Below are 12,859 nucleotides of genomic sequence, written 5' to 3'. Positions count from 1 at the left end.
TTATCGCGCCCCGGTATTGCAGTAGTTGTTGCTGCCTTGACTGCCGCCTTATAGCGGCCGCTTTTCGGCTGCTATAAGGCCACTACCCGAGCCGCACCTCAGCGCCGCCAGGATCAGCACGTAGCCTGCGCGAGCGCATCGATATTGCCGCCTTATAGCAGCCGTTTTCGGCCACTACCCGAGCCGAGCCTCAGCGCCGCCAGGATCAGCGCGTGGCCTGCGCCTGCGCGAGCGCATCGAGCGCCGCGCTGCGCGCCTGGACACGCGCGAACAAGCCTTCGACGTCGAAGCCGTCGAGATCGATGTCGAAGCGCTCGTCGAGGCACGCCGCCCAGGCGGCCGGATCGGCAAGGCGCTCGCTCGTGGCCTCCCCGTGCGCGTCGCGCAGCGTGAGCACGTCGTTGAGCAAGGCAGCGCGCCCGTCGGGCAGCACGCGGCTGACGATCAGGTCGTTGACGAACTTCGAATCGGGATGGGTGGACGTGTACCAGTTCGCCACGTCGATATCGACGCGCTCGACGCGCCGCGTGCCGAACCGGTAGACGCTCTCCCAACGCTTCGTCGTCCTGAATTCGAGATCGAACTCGCCCGGCACCGGCGCGACCACCATCCGGTAGTCGCCATGCGGCGTGCGCTGCACGCGGCCGGGCGTGGCGGCCAATGGCGCGGTTTGCGTCACGGCGCCGAAACCCACGTCCACATTCCAGCTTTCGCCATCGAGATCGACGCGCAGCAGCTTGTGGGTTTGCGGCGTCGCCACATCGGTGGTCTGCTGCCAGCGCACGCGCGCGATCAGCGGCGTGACGCGAAACCCGAACTGCCGCAGCACCGCGTGGAACAACCGGTTCTGCTCGAAGCAGTAGCCGCCGCGACGGCGCGTCACCAGCTTGGACGCCAACGACATCATGTCGAGCCGCACCGGCAGCCCGATCAGCGGATCGAGATTCTCGAACGGGATCGCGCGCGGATGCAGCAGATGCAGTTGCCGCAGCGCGTCGAGCGTCGGCTCCACCCTGCCGCGATAGCCGATGCGTTCGAGGTAGATCGGGAGATCGAGATCGTTGTACATGCTGGAGGAATCCGTTGGGAGAGGGAGCCGTCGGCGGCTGCGCGTTACCTTAGCACTGCGTGGCATCCGGCGCCCGAAAAACACCGCGGGCCGCGTGGCATGCGCGGCCCGTCGTGGGTGCCGTGGTGCCGTGCAACATGGCCCGGCAATCAGCGCGTCACGCGGCGCAGCGCCAGCGTGGCGGCCGGCGGCACGTCGATGCCGTGCGCCGACGCGTAGTGCACCGCGTCATGGAGCGTCGTGGTGGCGGCGTCGATCTGGTCGGGGGCGTGTTCGGCGAAGCGCGAGGCAGTGGCGTCGAGCGCCTGCGCATGGCCGTCGCCTTGCGGCAAGGCCTCGAAGCGTTGCAGGCCCTCGCCGAGCGAGGCAAGGCCGGTGCGGAACGTGTCGAGATCGATGCCGGCCGGCGGCGCCGAGGCGAACGCCTGCGACAACGCCTGCGCCACCGATTGCTGCGCGCCGCCGATCTGCGTCAGCGCGGTGGCCGACACCGGCTCGGCCGCGCCATCGTCGGCGCCGAGCGTGCCGGCGGCGCCGGCCGCCTGCCCGGCCGCGCCGGACAGCCCCATCGCCGCGGCCAGATCGGCCTGCCCCGCCAGCACGCGGCGGTTCGCATCGACATAGTCGTGCCAATTGGCGGAGGGAGAGGACGAGGACGACGGAGAGACCGGCGCGTCGCCACGATCACGATCCTGAATGGCGGCGTATTGGTATTGCGCGTATTGCGCGGCAGCGGGAGCCGCAGCGCGTCCCGGGCCGTGCGTCTGCTGGGCATGCGCGCCCGCGCCGGCGGCAAAACCGGCCGCCGCCATGAAGGCCGTTCGCGCATGCGTCTTCGCGACCGACCGAACCTTGTGTGCGTGTTTCAGCGCTTTCATGGGGGAAATTGTCCGCGCTGCCGCAAGGCCGGTGCAATCGCCGATACATCTCGAAACGAGTTGCCGGGAAGCTGAACGGACCAGGCCGATTTTTTCCCGAAGCGAAACAAACCGGGCCGGGTGCCCATCGGCAGGCCGCCCGTCCGCCTCTCAACCCGCGAACATCGACGGCAAGCGCCGCGCCACCCAATCGCCGGCCTGCTGATACGCCTGCGCGAGTTGCAGCACGCCGAAATCGTCGCGCGGCCGGCCGATCAGTTGAATGCCGGTCGGCAAGCCCGCCGCGTTGAAGCCCGCCGGTACGTTGACGACCGGGCTGCCTGCGAGCGTCCACGGCGTGACGGTTTCCATCCAGCGGTGATAGCTGTCCATCGCGCGCCCGTCGATGGTGGCGGGCCAGCGCGCCTCGACGTCGAACGGGAACACCTGCGCGGTGGGCGCGGCGATGAAGTCGTAGCGCTCGAACATCTCCAGCAGGGCCTGATACCACGCGGAGCGCGCGGCGCTGGCCTCCACGACGTTCTCCGCCGTCATCGCCAGCATGCCCTCGACCTCGAACACGGCCTCGGGCTTGAGCAGCGCACGCCGCGCCCGGTCGCGGTAATGCACGAGCGCCGCCCCGCCCGACATCAGGTGCCGGTGCGCAAGCCAGACCTGCCAGATGCGCGCAGGCTCGAACGCCGGCAACGCCGCATCGACCTCGCAGCCGATCGTGCGCAGCGTGCCGAGCGCCTGCTCGCCCAACGCGAGCAGGCCCGGTTCCATCGCGAGGTAGCCGTTCCAGTCGCCCACCCAGGCGATCCGCTTGCCGCGCAGATCGGCATCGAGCGGTTGCGTGAAGCGCGCGGGATCGTCGTCGAGCGATTGCGCGTCGCGCGCATCGCGGCCGGCCTGGATCGCGAGCAACTGCGCGAGATCGGTGACGGTGCGGCCCATCGGCCCTTCGGTGCTGAACTGCTGATAGAACACGTCGGCGGCCGGCCAGCGCGGCACGCGCCCCGCCGACGGCCGGAAGCCGAGCACGTTGCAGAACGCGGCCGGGTTGCGCAGCGAGCCGCCGAAATCGCTGCCGTCGGCCACCGGCAGCATGCGCGCGGCCAGCGCCGCCGCCGCGCCGCCGCTGCTGCCGCCCGCGCTCTTGCCGAGATCGTGCGGGTTGCGCGTGGCGCCGTACACCTCGTTGAACGTGTGCGAGCCGAGCCCGAACTCGGGCGTGTTGGTCTTGCCGATGAAGACCGCACCGGCCGCACGCACGCGGGCCACCGAGAGCGAATCCACATTGGGCACGAAATCGCGGAAGATCGGCGAGCCCATCGTCGTGACGAGGCCCTGGGTCAGCGCGAGATCCTTGGGCGCCTGCGGCATGCCGTGCATCCAGCCCTGCCACTCGCCGCGCGCGAGCGCCGCGTCCTTCTCGGCGGCCTCGGCCAGCAGCACGGCGCGATCGCGCAGCGCGACGATCGCGTTGACGCGGCCGTTCACGCGCTCGATGTGGTCGAGGTAGGCGCGCATCGTCTCGACGCACGAGAGCTGCTTGCTGCGGATCGCGTCGGACAGCGCATGCGCGGGCAGCGCGACGATCGGATCAAGGGAAAGGGAAGACGAGGGAGAAGCGGGGGTGTTCATGCGGCACTCCTGAAACGGACGAGGGGGGAAGCCGGCCCGATGGCGGGCACTTCGAAGAATGCCAACAATTATAGGGAGCCAAGACGGGCATGACTGCGCGATTTTGTCATCAATTCCGGATTTTTCTCGCATAATCCATTGCGATACCCAATGAATTGTCGCCAATTATGCATCACGATTGCAATAATCCTGGCGCTCTCTCCCCATGCTCAATAATCGTGTCGTATGTCATTTATGCGCATAAACATAAAAATTTTAGATTTTTCATTCACCGTGGCGTTGCGGCGCAACGCGCGTGCGCGGCCGGCGTTGATGCGATTTTTATGCGCGCCGCCGCAGTCTTTACACGATCGGTATCGCGATGCGCCTACGCTGCCGGCATCGCTTCCGATCCTTCGCCGCCATGCTGAAACTGCTCGTTCCCGTCGGTCATTCCCCGCGCGCCCTGCAAGCCGTGCGTCACGCCGCGTTCCTGTATCGCGAGCGCTGCGTGTCGGAGGTGCTGCTCGTCAACGTGCAGCCGCCGCTCGGCGGCGCGCGTGGCGACGCGTTTCATACCCATCGGGAACTCGATCAGATCGGCCGCGCGGCGGCCACCCACGACCTGGCCGAGGCGATCGCGATCCTGCGCGACGCGGGCGTGCTGCATTCGGTGACGATGCGCTTCGGCGCGACGGCCGATGCGATTGCGCGTTGCGCGCTCGAACACGACTGCGACGAGATCGTCGTCACGGCGCCGCGCCGCAATCCGCTGCACTGGTTGGTGCGATTGCTCGGTTTCGGCCTGCACGACCGGCTGATGCGACTGACCAAGGTGCCGGTGACGGCCGTGCAGTGAGCGATATGACGCTCGCTGCCTGCGTGGTGAGAATGGTTGCGTGGTCGGGATGACTGAACATCGGCCGCTGCCGGTTGCCCGACAACGGCCGATGCTCGCGCGCACCGCACCGGGCCTGACGCTGCCAACCCGGCGCGGCGCACGCCGGCTCAACGATAGCGTTGCAGTTCCGGATCGTTGATCGGCTGCTCCGCCAGGTTCGTGATGGCCGGCAGCGCGCTCAGGTGCGGCAGGCCGTTCAGGCCGATCCACTTGCCGGTCTTGTCGCGGTAGATCACGGTGGGCGTGCCGTCGAAACCGAGTTCGCGGAACATCGTTGCGTTCGCATCGAGTTTGGCCTTCGCGTCGGCCGGCACCACCGGCAGCGGTGCGATGCCGCCCGATTCGTCCTTCTCCGAGTAGCGCGTCTCGAGCGTGTTCAGCAGCGCGGCGCCGTCGGGCGCCTTGAGCAGCGCGGCGGCCTTGCCGGTCGAATCGGGCTTCAGGAACGCCAGCGGAATCCAGCGGACCTGCAGGCCGGCCGCCTCGTAGGGCCGCAGCGCGCGCCACATCAGGTGGCAGTAGATGCAGTTCGGATCCATGAACACATAGACCGTCGATTTGACCTGCGCGCCGCTCGCGCCTTCGACGATCGCGGGGGCGGCCTGCACGCGCGCGATCTGCGCGGCGTTCAGCGTGGGCGGCGGCGGTTCGGCCGCCTGGCTCGTCAGTCCGATGCTCAGGGCCACGGCGGCCAGGGCGATGCTGATCCGTGTCTTCATGAAATCCTCGTGGTGTTCCGGGAAAAGCCGCGCCGGTGCCGGAATCGGCTCGCGCGGCGACGGTGCAGCATTCTCGCGCGTTCGGCGCAATCGTGCGCGCCGTCGCGCGAACCGGGGGTGCCGGCCGCCGGCAGCGGCGGCAAAATCGGCCACGATACCGGCCCGCGCGGGGCGCACGGCTGACGCCAGGATGACGGCGCTGCCAGCCAGCCGTCAGCGCGCGCGGCGCGGCGTGACGAAGCGGAACGTCAGGTTGATGCGCTCGCCCTGCACGGCCGGCGCTTTCGCGAGCCGGTGGGTCCAGTCGCGCTGGGTCGCGCCGTGCATCACGAGCAGGCTGCCGTGCGCGAGGCGATAGGCGCGCACCACGCCGGTGTCGCGATGCCGCAGGTCGAACATGCGCGCCACGCCCAGGCTGACCGACGCGATCACCGGGGCCTCGCCGAGTTCCGGCTCGTTGTCGCTGTGCCAGCCCATGCCGTCCGCGCCCGAGCGGTAGCGGTTCAGCAGCACGCTGTTGAAACGCGTCGCGCAGGCGGCCTCGGCCAGTGCGCGCAATTCGGCGACGGCGGGCGTCCACGGGGCAGGGATATTGCGCAGCCCGGAGTAAACGTAGACGGCATCGGGCTCGCCCTGCCAGGCCGTGAGCCGCGGCATCGGCACCGGCCCGCGCGGGGTGCGGATCGACTCCTGCTTCCAGTCGACCTCGGCGCGCAGGTGCGCGAGCAGCAGGTCGGCCCGCTCGCGCGGCAGCCAGTCGGGGTGCCAGTCCACATCGGGGGCCGGCAGCGTGTCGAACAGATCGTCCATCGTCGGTAGAAATCCTCACATCCGGCTATCATCGCGGCATGGTACGGGCGCCGCAAGGCCGGCGCATCATGCGGGCTTGCGCTTTCTTTCGTACTTTTTTCTTTCGCGCGACTTTCGCCCCGCGGCAACGTTGTAGCGCTCGTCGCCGCCTTACCTCCTGTCAACCGGGCCACCGCCCCTCTCTATACGGATCGATCCATGACGCTCTCCGATTCCGCTCTCGATCAACTGTTCCGCACCGCCCGCACGCACAATGCCTGGCAGCCGAAGCCCGTCGACGACGCGCTGCTGCGCCAGCTCGTCGAGCTGACGCTGTGGGGGCCGACCTCGGCCAACGCCAGCCCGGCACGTTTCGTGTTCGTGAAGTCGCCCGAGGCGAAGGCCAAGCTCAAGCCGGCGCTGGCCGAAGGCAACCTCGACAAGACCATGGCCGCGCCCGTCACGGCGATCGTCGGCATGGACATGGCCTTCTACGAACACCTGCCGAAGCTGTTCCCGCATGCCGACGCGCGCAGCTGGTTCGCCGGCAACGACGCGCTGATCGAGGCCACCGCGTTCCGCAACGCGTCGCTGCAAGGCGCGTACCTGATCCTCGCCGCGCGTGCGCTCGGACTCGACGCCGGCCCGATGTCCGGCTTCGACGCGGGCAAGGTCGAAGCCGCGTTCTTCGCCGGCACGCAGGTCAAGGCGAACTTCCTGATCAACCTCGGCTACGGCGACCCGGCGGGCCTGTTCCCGCGCAGCCCGCGCTTCGCGTTCGACGAGGCCGCCCGCATCGAATAAGCGCGAGGCCGATGCCGCCCTCGCCCTCGCCGCCCTGGTCGCGTGCGATGCGCCGAGGCGGCATTGGCCGAAGTTCGTTTGCGAACATCGCGCACCCGCCCCTCCACCGCCCCACCCCACTTCAGTTGTCCCGATCATGCGACGTATCCCCGCCTTCCTGTTGCGGATGACGACCTTCGGCGTGCTGTTCCACGTCTATGTCGGCCTCCGGTTGATTCCCGATTTCTCGTCGAACGCCGCGCGCGTCGCGGCCGTGCTGTGGCTGATCGCCTCGTGCTTCGTGATTCCGCTCGGCATGCTGTCGCGCACGTTCGAGCGCCAGCCGCTCGGCGACCGCGTGGCCTGGGTCGGCCTGCTCGAAATGGGCTTCTTTTCGTCGCTGCTGGTGCTGACGCTGCTGCGCGACGTGTTGCTGCTCGTGCTGGCGGGCGTCGATGCGGTCGCGCCGGACGTGGTGCGGCTCGCCGATTGGCGCGCGGCGACGGCGCTGGCCGTGCCGCTGCTGGCGCTGGCCGCCAGCGCGATCGGCTTCCTCAACGCGCGCCGCCTCGCACGCGTGGTGGAGGTGGCGGTGCCGATCGACGGCCTGCCCGCCGCGCTCGACGGCTTCACGATCGTGCAGATCAGCGACGTGCACGTCGGCCCGACCATCAAGCGCGGCTACGTCGAAGCGATCGTCAACGCGGTGAACGGCCTTCGGCCGGACGCGATCGCGGTGACGGGCGACATCATCGACGGCAGCGTGGCGCGGCTCTCGCCCCATACCGCGCCGCTCGGCCAGTTGCGCGCGCGGCACGGCGCGTTCCTCGTGACCGGCAACCACGAATACTATTCGGGTGCCGACGCGTGGGTGGCCGAGTTCCGCCGCATCGGCCTGACCGTGCTGATGAACGAGCACCGCACGCTGGAGCACGACGGCGGCCGGCTGGTGCTGGCCGGCGTGACCGACTACTCGGCCGGCCAGTTCGATCCGGCGCAGCGCAGCGATCCGGCCGGTGCGCTGGCCGGCGCGCCCGCCGACGTGCCGTGGCGCGTGCTGCTCGCGCACCAGCCGCGCACCGCGAACGCGGCGGCCGAGGCCGGCTTCACGCTGCAACTGTCGGGGCATACGCACGGCGGGCAGTTCTTCCCTTGGAACTTCTTCGTGCCGCTGCAGCAACCGTTCGTGGCCGGCCTCGCCCGGCTCAAGGGCATGTGGGTCTATACCAGCCGCGGCACCGGCTACTGGGGGCCGCCAAAACGCTTCGGCGCGCCGTCGGAAATCACCCGCATCCGGCTGGTGACGGGACGCGCGGCTTAACCCCAGCCCGATCGGGGCGAGATTCTTTCCTCGAACGCCACCACAAGCAGAAAAATCCGCAAGCCTGGCGCCCCGAAACCGAAATTTCCGGGGCGCGTGCGGGGGCATAGTGATCGTCATTCCGTTCCCCATGGAGTCGATTTCATGCTCACCGGACATCCGGTCCCGATCCGCTCGCAATGCCATGTCGACGGCCGCTGGATTTCCAGCGACAGCGGCGCGACGCTCGACGTACGCAACCCCGCGGACCAATCCGTCATCGGCCAGGTGCCGATGCTCGATCGCGCGCAGATCACGGCCGCGATCGATGCCGCGCAACGCGCGTTCGAACGCTGGCGCTGGGTGCCTCAGGCGCAACGCAGCGCGCTGCTGCTGCGCTGGCATGCGCTGCTGATCCGCCATCTCGACGATCTCGCGGCCCTGCTGGCGCTCGAACAGGGCAAGCCGTTCGCGCAGGCGCAAGGCGAATTGCGCTACGGCGCGAGCTTCGTCGAATGGTTCGCCAACGAGGCGAAGCGCCCGGCCGGCCGCACCCTCGCATCCCATATCGACGGCGCCCATCTGGGCACGATCGCCGAACCGGTCGGCGTAGCCGCGCTGATCACGCCGTGGAATTTCCCGATGGCGATGATCACGCGCAAGGCGGCCGCCGCGATCGCGATCGGTTGCACGACGGTCGTGAAGCCTGCTCACGAAACGCCGTTTTCCGCGCTCGCGCTGGCGCATTTCGCCGAGCAGGCCGGCTTTCCGCCCGGCGTGTTCAACGTGGTGATCGGCGAGCCGCAGATGGCGATGGAAACGCTGGTGTCGGATACCCGCGTGCGCGCGGTCAGCTTCACCGGATCGACGCGCGTGGGCGGGCTGGTGATGCAGGCTGCCGCCGCCACCGGAATCAAGAAGGTGGCGCTCGAACTGGGCGGCAACGCGCCGTTCATCGTCACCGCCTGCGCCGAACTCGAACAGGCGGTGGCCGTGGCGGTGGCGGCCAAGTTCCAGACCTCCGGGCAGGATTGCTGCGCGGCGAATCGCATCTATGTCGCGCGGCCGCTCTACGAAGCCTTTCTCGATCGCTACGCCGCAGCCGTGCGGGGCCTGAAAACGGGGCCGGCATTCGAACCGGGCGCGCAGATCGGGCCGCTGATGCACCAGGCCGCGTTCGATGCCACCGTCGCGCGCGTGGCCGACGCGCGCGAGAAAGGCGCGCGCATCCTGGCGGGCGGCGGCCCGCATGCGCTGGGCGGCTGGTTCTTCGCGCCCACCGTGATCGCCGATGCGCGGCCCGGCATGCGCGTGGTCGACGAGGAAAACTTCGCGCCGATCTCGGCCGTCAGCGCCTTCGACACGCTCGACGAGGTGATCGCGGCAGCCAACGACACCGAATACGGCCTGGCCGCCTATGTGTGCGCGATCCGCGCCGACCTGATCTTCCAACTGGTGCGCCGGCTCGATTTCGCAATGATCTCGGTCAACGGCTCGAGCTTCACCGGCGCGCCGGTGCCGTTCGGCGGCATGAAGGCGTCGGGGCTCGGCCGCGAAGGCGGCAGCGAGGGCTTCGAACCGTTCACCGAAACCAAATATTTCTGCCTCGGCGATCTCGGCCTGCCCGTGACGCCGATGGCTTGACGCAAGCACGCCAGGAGACGCCATGACTCAACCGCTCGACACGCTGTTCGATCAGGACCGCGAACATTTCATGCACCCGTCCACCCACGCCTACGATCATGCGTCCGGCGCCCTGCCGGGCAAGATCATTCGCGGCGGCAAGGGCATCCGCATCCAGGATCACCAGGGCCGCGAATACATCGACGCGTTCGCGGGGCTCTATTGCGTGAACATCGGCTACGGACGCACCGAGGTGGCCGACGCGATGCATGCCCAGGCCAGGGAGCTGGCCTATTACCACACCTACGTCGGCCATTCCTCGGACGCGATCATCGCGCTGTCGGCGCGCATCATCGATTGGTCGCCACCGGGCATGAAGAAGGTTTATTACGGCATGTCCGGCTCCGATGCGAACGAAACCCAGGTCAAGCTCGTCTGGTACTACAACAACGTGCTGGGACGGCCGAACAAGAAGAAAATCATCTCGCGCGAACGCGGGTATCACGGCTCGGGCATCGTGACGGGCAGCCTCACGGGCCTGCCGAGTTTTCACCAGCATTTCGATCTGCCGATCGATCGCGTCAAACACACCGTCTGCCCGCACTGGTATCGCAAGGCGCCGGCCGGCATGGACGAGGCCCGGTTCGTCGCGTATTGCGTCGAGGAACTGGAGCAACTGATCGCCCGCGAGGGCGCGGACACCATCGCCGCGTTCATCGCCGAGCCGGTGATGGGCACCGGCGGCATCATCGCGCCGCCGGCGGGCTACTGGGCCGCGATCCAGCAGGTGCTGCGCCGCCACGACATCCTGCTGATCTCCGACGAGGTGGTGTGCGGCTTCGGCCGCCTCGGCTCGAAGATGGGCGCCCAGCATTACGGCATCGAGCCCGACCTGATCACCGTCGCGAAGGGCCTGACGAGCGCCTATGCGCCGCTGTCCGGCGTGATCGTGGGCGAACGCGTGTGGGACGTGATCGCGCGCGGCTCGCGCGAGCATGGCCCGATGGGGCACGGCTGGACCTATTCGGGACATCCGGTGTGCGCCGCCGCCGCGCTGGCCAACCTCGACATCCTCGAACGCGAGAATCTCGCCGGCAACGCGGCGCAGGTCGGCCGCTATTTCGGCGAGCGCCTGCGCGAAAGCTTCGACACGCATCCGATGGTCGGCGAGGTGCGCAGCGTCGGCATGCTGGCGGCGCTCGAATTCATGGCGGACAAGGAGGCGCGCCTGCCCTTCGATCCGGCGTTGAAGATCGGCGCGCAAGTCTCGGCGGCGGCGCTCGAACGCGGCGTGATCGCGCGCGCCATGCCGCACGGCGACATCCTGGGCTTCGCGCCGCCGCTGGTGATGACGCGTGCCGAGGCCGACGAGATCGTCGCGACGGTGAAGCAGGCGGTGGACCAGGTTGCCGATCGTGTCGCGGCCGGCGCCAGGTAAACCCGCACGACGCGCAGGACTGCTCGCGAATGACGGAGCGCCGCGCCCGGTTTTCCTCGTTTCGGAGGAAGCACGCTTTTTTGGCATCCCCTAACGTGATTCATCCAATCGACGACGGGGGACAGCATGAAGAGCGAGCAGGCAAGACCGGGCGGCGCGCGGATCAAACTCGATCGCTACGACATCGCGATCCTGCGCATCCTCTCGACCGAAGGGCGCATCACGAAATCGCGGCTCGCGCAGGAGGTGAACCTGTCGATTTCGCCGGCCTGGGAGCGCGTCAGGCGGCTGGAGGCGCAGGGCCTGATCCGCGGCTATCGGGCGGAAGTGGATTGGGCCGGCGCGTTCACCGGCAGCCGCGTGGTGGTCGAGGTGACGCTTGCGCGGCATACCGCCCAGGACATGCGCCGCTTCGAGGAGCGGGTCGCGGCGGCGCCCGAGGTGGTCGAATGCCTGGCCACCGGCGGCGGCGTCGATTATGTGATGCAGGTGCTGTCGCGCGACATCGCGCATTACCAGCAGTTCATCGATGACCTGCTCGGTGCGCAACTCGGCATCGAGCGTTACTTCACTTACGTGGTGACCAAGGTGATCAAGACCAAGGCGGACGGATTGCCGTCGTGGGCGTCCGACGCGAGCGTGCCGGCCCGATGAGGGCGCGGCGCATTCCGGCATCAGGCACGACAACGAACCGGCGCCCACACGGCGAGCCGGCGAGCCCTACACCCTACCCAGAAAGACAAGGAGATCGATCATGAAGATGCTGAAGCCGGCACTGGCCGCCCTGGCGTGCGTCGCGCTGTGGACCAACGCATGCACCGTGTCGGCCGCCGGCCTGCCGGGCGCCGGCAAGACCGTCCATTACGCGCAGACCGACGGCCTGGGGGCCAACTACGTCTCGGTGCAGATCGCCATCCGGGCGCTCAAGGCGATGGGCTACGAGGTCGGACTGAAGACGATGGGCACGGTGCTGTTCTTCCAGGCGGTGGCGCAGGGCGATGTCGACCTGGAGACGGACGTCAACTTTCCGCAAAGCGACCCGAGCTTTCGCGCGGTTCAGGATCGCGCCGCGCGGGTCGGCAACGGACAGATCGACGGCGGCGGCATCAACGGCTACCTGATCGACCGCAAGACGGCGCTCGCGCACGACATCACCAGCCTGGAGCAGATGAAGGACCCGAAGATCGCCGCGCTGTTCGGCAACGGCGGCAAGGCGCAACTGGTCAGTTGCGATCCCGGCTGGAGCTGCGGCGACGTGGTGAACTACCAGTTGGACAAATTCGGGCTGCGGCAGACCGTCAGGCCGGTGACCGGCAAGTACGAGGCGCTGATGGCCGACGTGGTGTCGAGGATCAAGGCCGGCGAACCCGCGTTCTTCTACGCCTGGAGCCCGTCATGGACCACCAGCGAGCTGGTGCCCGGCAAGGACGTGGTCTGGCTGCCGACGCCGGCCGACGCGCTGCCGCCGAACGTTCCGAACGCGGGATCGGCGCTCGTGAAGGACGTGCCGGGCTGCGCGGGCGGGGCGAATCCGTGCCGGATGGCGATGGCGTCCTGGAACTACGCCGCAGTGGCCAACAAGGCATTCATCGCCGCGAATCCCCCGGTGCGCGCGCTCGTCGAGCAGATCCACTTCCCCTCGTCGACCTGGTCGAACTGGGAGCTCGCGATCAGCCAGTCACATGGCGCGTCGTCGATCGTCGACACGCTGGCCGAGCAATGGATCGCCGCGAACAAGGCGACGTTCGACCGCT

General features: G+C 68.4%; 12 protein-coding genes. 7 read left to right on the top strand and 5 right to left on the bottom strand.

Annotated elements, in window-relative coordinates:
• Window positions 1–205: 205 nt before the first annotated feature.
• The 3 genes from ACYP33_RS13465 to ACYP33_RS13455 form a co-directional block, all read right to left on the bottom strand.
• Window positions 206–1,069 carry an arylamine N-acetyltransferase family protein gene (locus ACYP33_RS13465; protein ID WP_414447300.1) on the bottom strand — a complete coding sequence of 288 codons (864 nt, stop codon included), beginning with the start codon at window positions 1,067–1,069 and terminating at the stop codon, window positions 206–208.
• A gap of 149 nt (window positions 1,070–1,218) precedes the next feature.
• Window positions 1,219–1,947 (bottom strand): hypothetical protein, encoded by a 729-nt coding sequence (locus ACYP33_RS13460; RefSeq protein ID WP_459622260.1) that lies wholly within the window; start codon window positions 1,945–1,947, stop codon window positions 1,219–1,221.
• Window positions 1,948–2,097: 150 nt separating this feature from the next.
• Complete coding sequence (locus tag ACYP33_RS13455; protein ID WP_459622258.1) at window positions 2,098–3,573, bottom strand: amidase; 1,476 nt, start codon at window positions 3,571–3,573, stop codon at window positions 2,098–2,100.
• 403 nt (window positions 3,574–3,976) lie between these two features.
• Between ACYP33_RS13455 and ACYP33_RS13450 the strand changes: the two genes are divergently transcribed.
• The gene (locus ACYP33_RS13450) at window positions 3,977–4,411 is read left to right on the top strand and encodes a universal stress protein (RefSeq protein WP_459622256.1); all 435 of its coding nucleotides are present in this window, start codon (window positions 3,977–3,979) and stop codon (window positions 4,409–4,411) included.
• 149 nt (window positions 4,412–4,560) lie between these two features.
• Here the strand turns inward: ACYP33_RS13450 and ACYP33_RS13445 are convergent, their stop codons facing one another.
• Window positions 4,561–5,172 carry a thioredoxin fold domain-containing protein gene (locus ACYP33_RS13445; RefSeq protein ID WP_414447296.1) on the bottom strand — a complete coding sequence of 204 codons (612 nt, stop codon included), beginning with the start codon at window positions 5,170–5,172 and terminating at the stop codon, window positions 4,561–4,563.
• A 213-nt stretch (window positions 5,173–5,385) separates the two neighbouring features.
• Complete coding sequence (locus ACYP33_RS13440) at window positions 5,386–5,982, bottom strand: alpha-ketoglutarate-dependent dioxygenase AlkB family protein (RefSeq protein ID WP_414447295.1); 597 nt, start codon at window positions 5,980–5,982, stop codon at window positions 5,386–5,388.
• A 198-nt stretch (window positions 5,983–6,180) separates the two neighbouring features.
• Here ACYP33_RS13440 and ACYP33_RS13435 point away from each other — a divergent pair, with 198 nt between their 5' ends.
• The 6 genes from ACYP33_RS13435 to proX form a co-directional block, all read left to right on the top strand.
• Window positions 6,181–6,765, top strand: coding sequence for a malonic semialdehyde reductase (locus ACYP33_RS13435; protein ID WP_414439535.1), 585 nt, complete (start codon window positions 6,181–6,183; stop codon window positions 6,763–6,765).
• 136 nt (window positions 6,766–6,901) lie between these two features.
• Entirely contained in the window at window positions 6,902–8,065 is a 1,164-nt protein-coding gene (locus tag ACYP33_RS13430) for a metallophosphoesterase (protein ID WP_414447294.1), read from the top strand.
• 144 nt (window positions 8,066–8,209) lie between these two features.
• The gene (locus ACYP33_RS13425) at window positions 8,210–9,688 is read left to right on the top strand and encodes an NAD-dependent succinate-semialdehyde dehydrogenase (RefSeq protein WP_459622252.1); all 1,479 of its coding nucleotides are present in this window, start codon (window positions 8,210–8,212) and stop codon (window positions 9,686–9,688) included.
• A 22-nt stretch (window positions 9,689–9,710) separates the two neighbouring features.
• Window positions 9,711–11,105 carry an aspartate aminotransferase family protein gene (locus ACYP33_RS13420; RefSeq protein ID WP_414447292.1) on the top strand — a complete coding sequence of 465 codons (1,395 nt, stop codon included), beginning with the start codon at window positions 9,711–9,713 and terminating at the stop codon, window positions 11,103–11,105.
• Window positions 11,106–11,231: 126 nt separating this feature from the next.
• Window positions 11,232–11,759, top strand: a complete 528-nt coding sequence (locus ACYP33_RS13415) for an Lrp/AsnC family transcriptional regulator (protein WP_414447291.1) — start codon at window positions 11,232–11,234, stop codon at window positions 11,757–11,759.
• Between the two features lie 100 nt (window positions 11,760–11,859).
• A partial coding sequence (gene proX, locus ACYP33_RS13410) for a glycine betaine/L-proline ABC transporter substrate-binding protein ProX (RefSeq protein WP_459622250.1) occupies window positions 11,860–12,859 on the top strand: 1,000 nt, incomplete at its 3' end.

The sequence above is a fragment of the Burkholderia sp. 3C genome, assembly GCF_054589155.1.
Note: the sequence above shows the minus strand (reverse complement) of the source record. Positions and strands in the feature narration are given on the sequence as shown.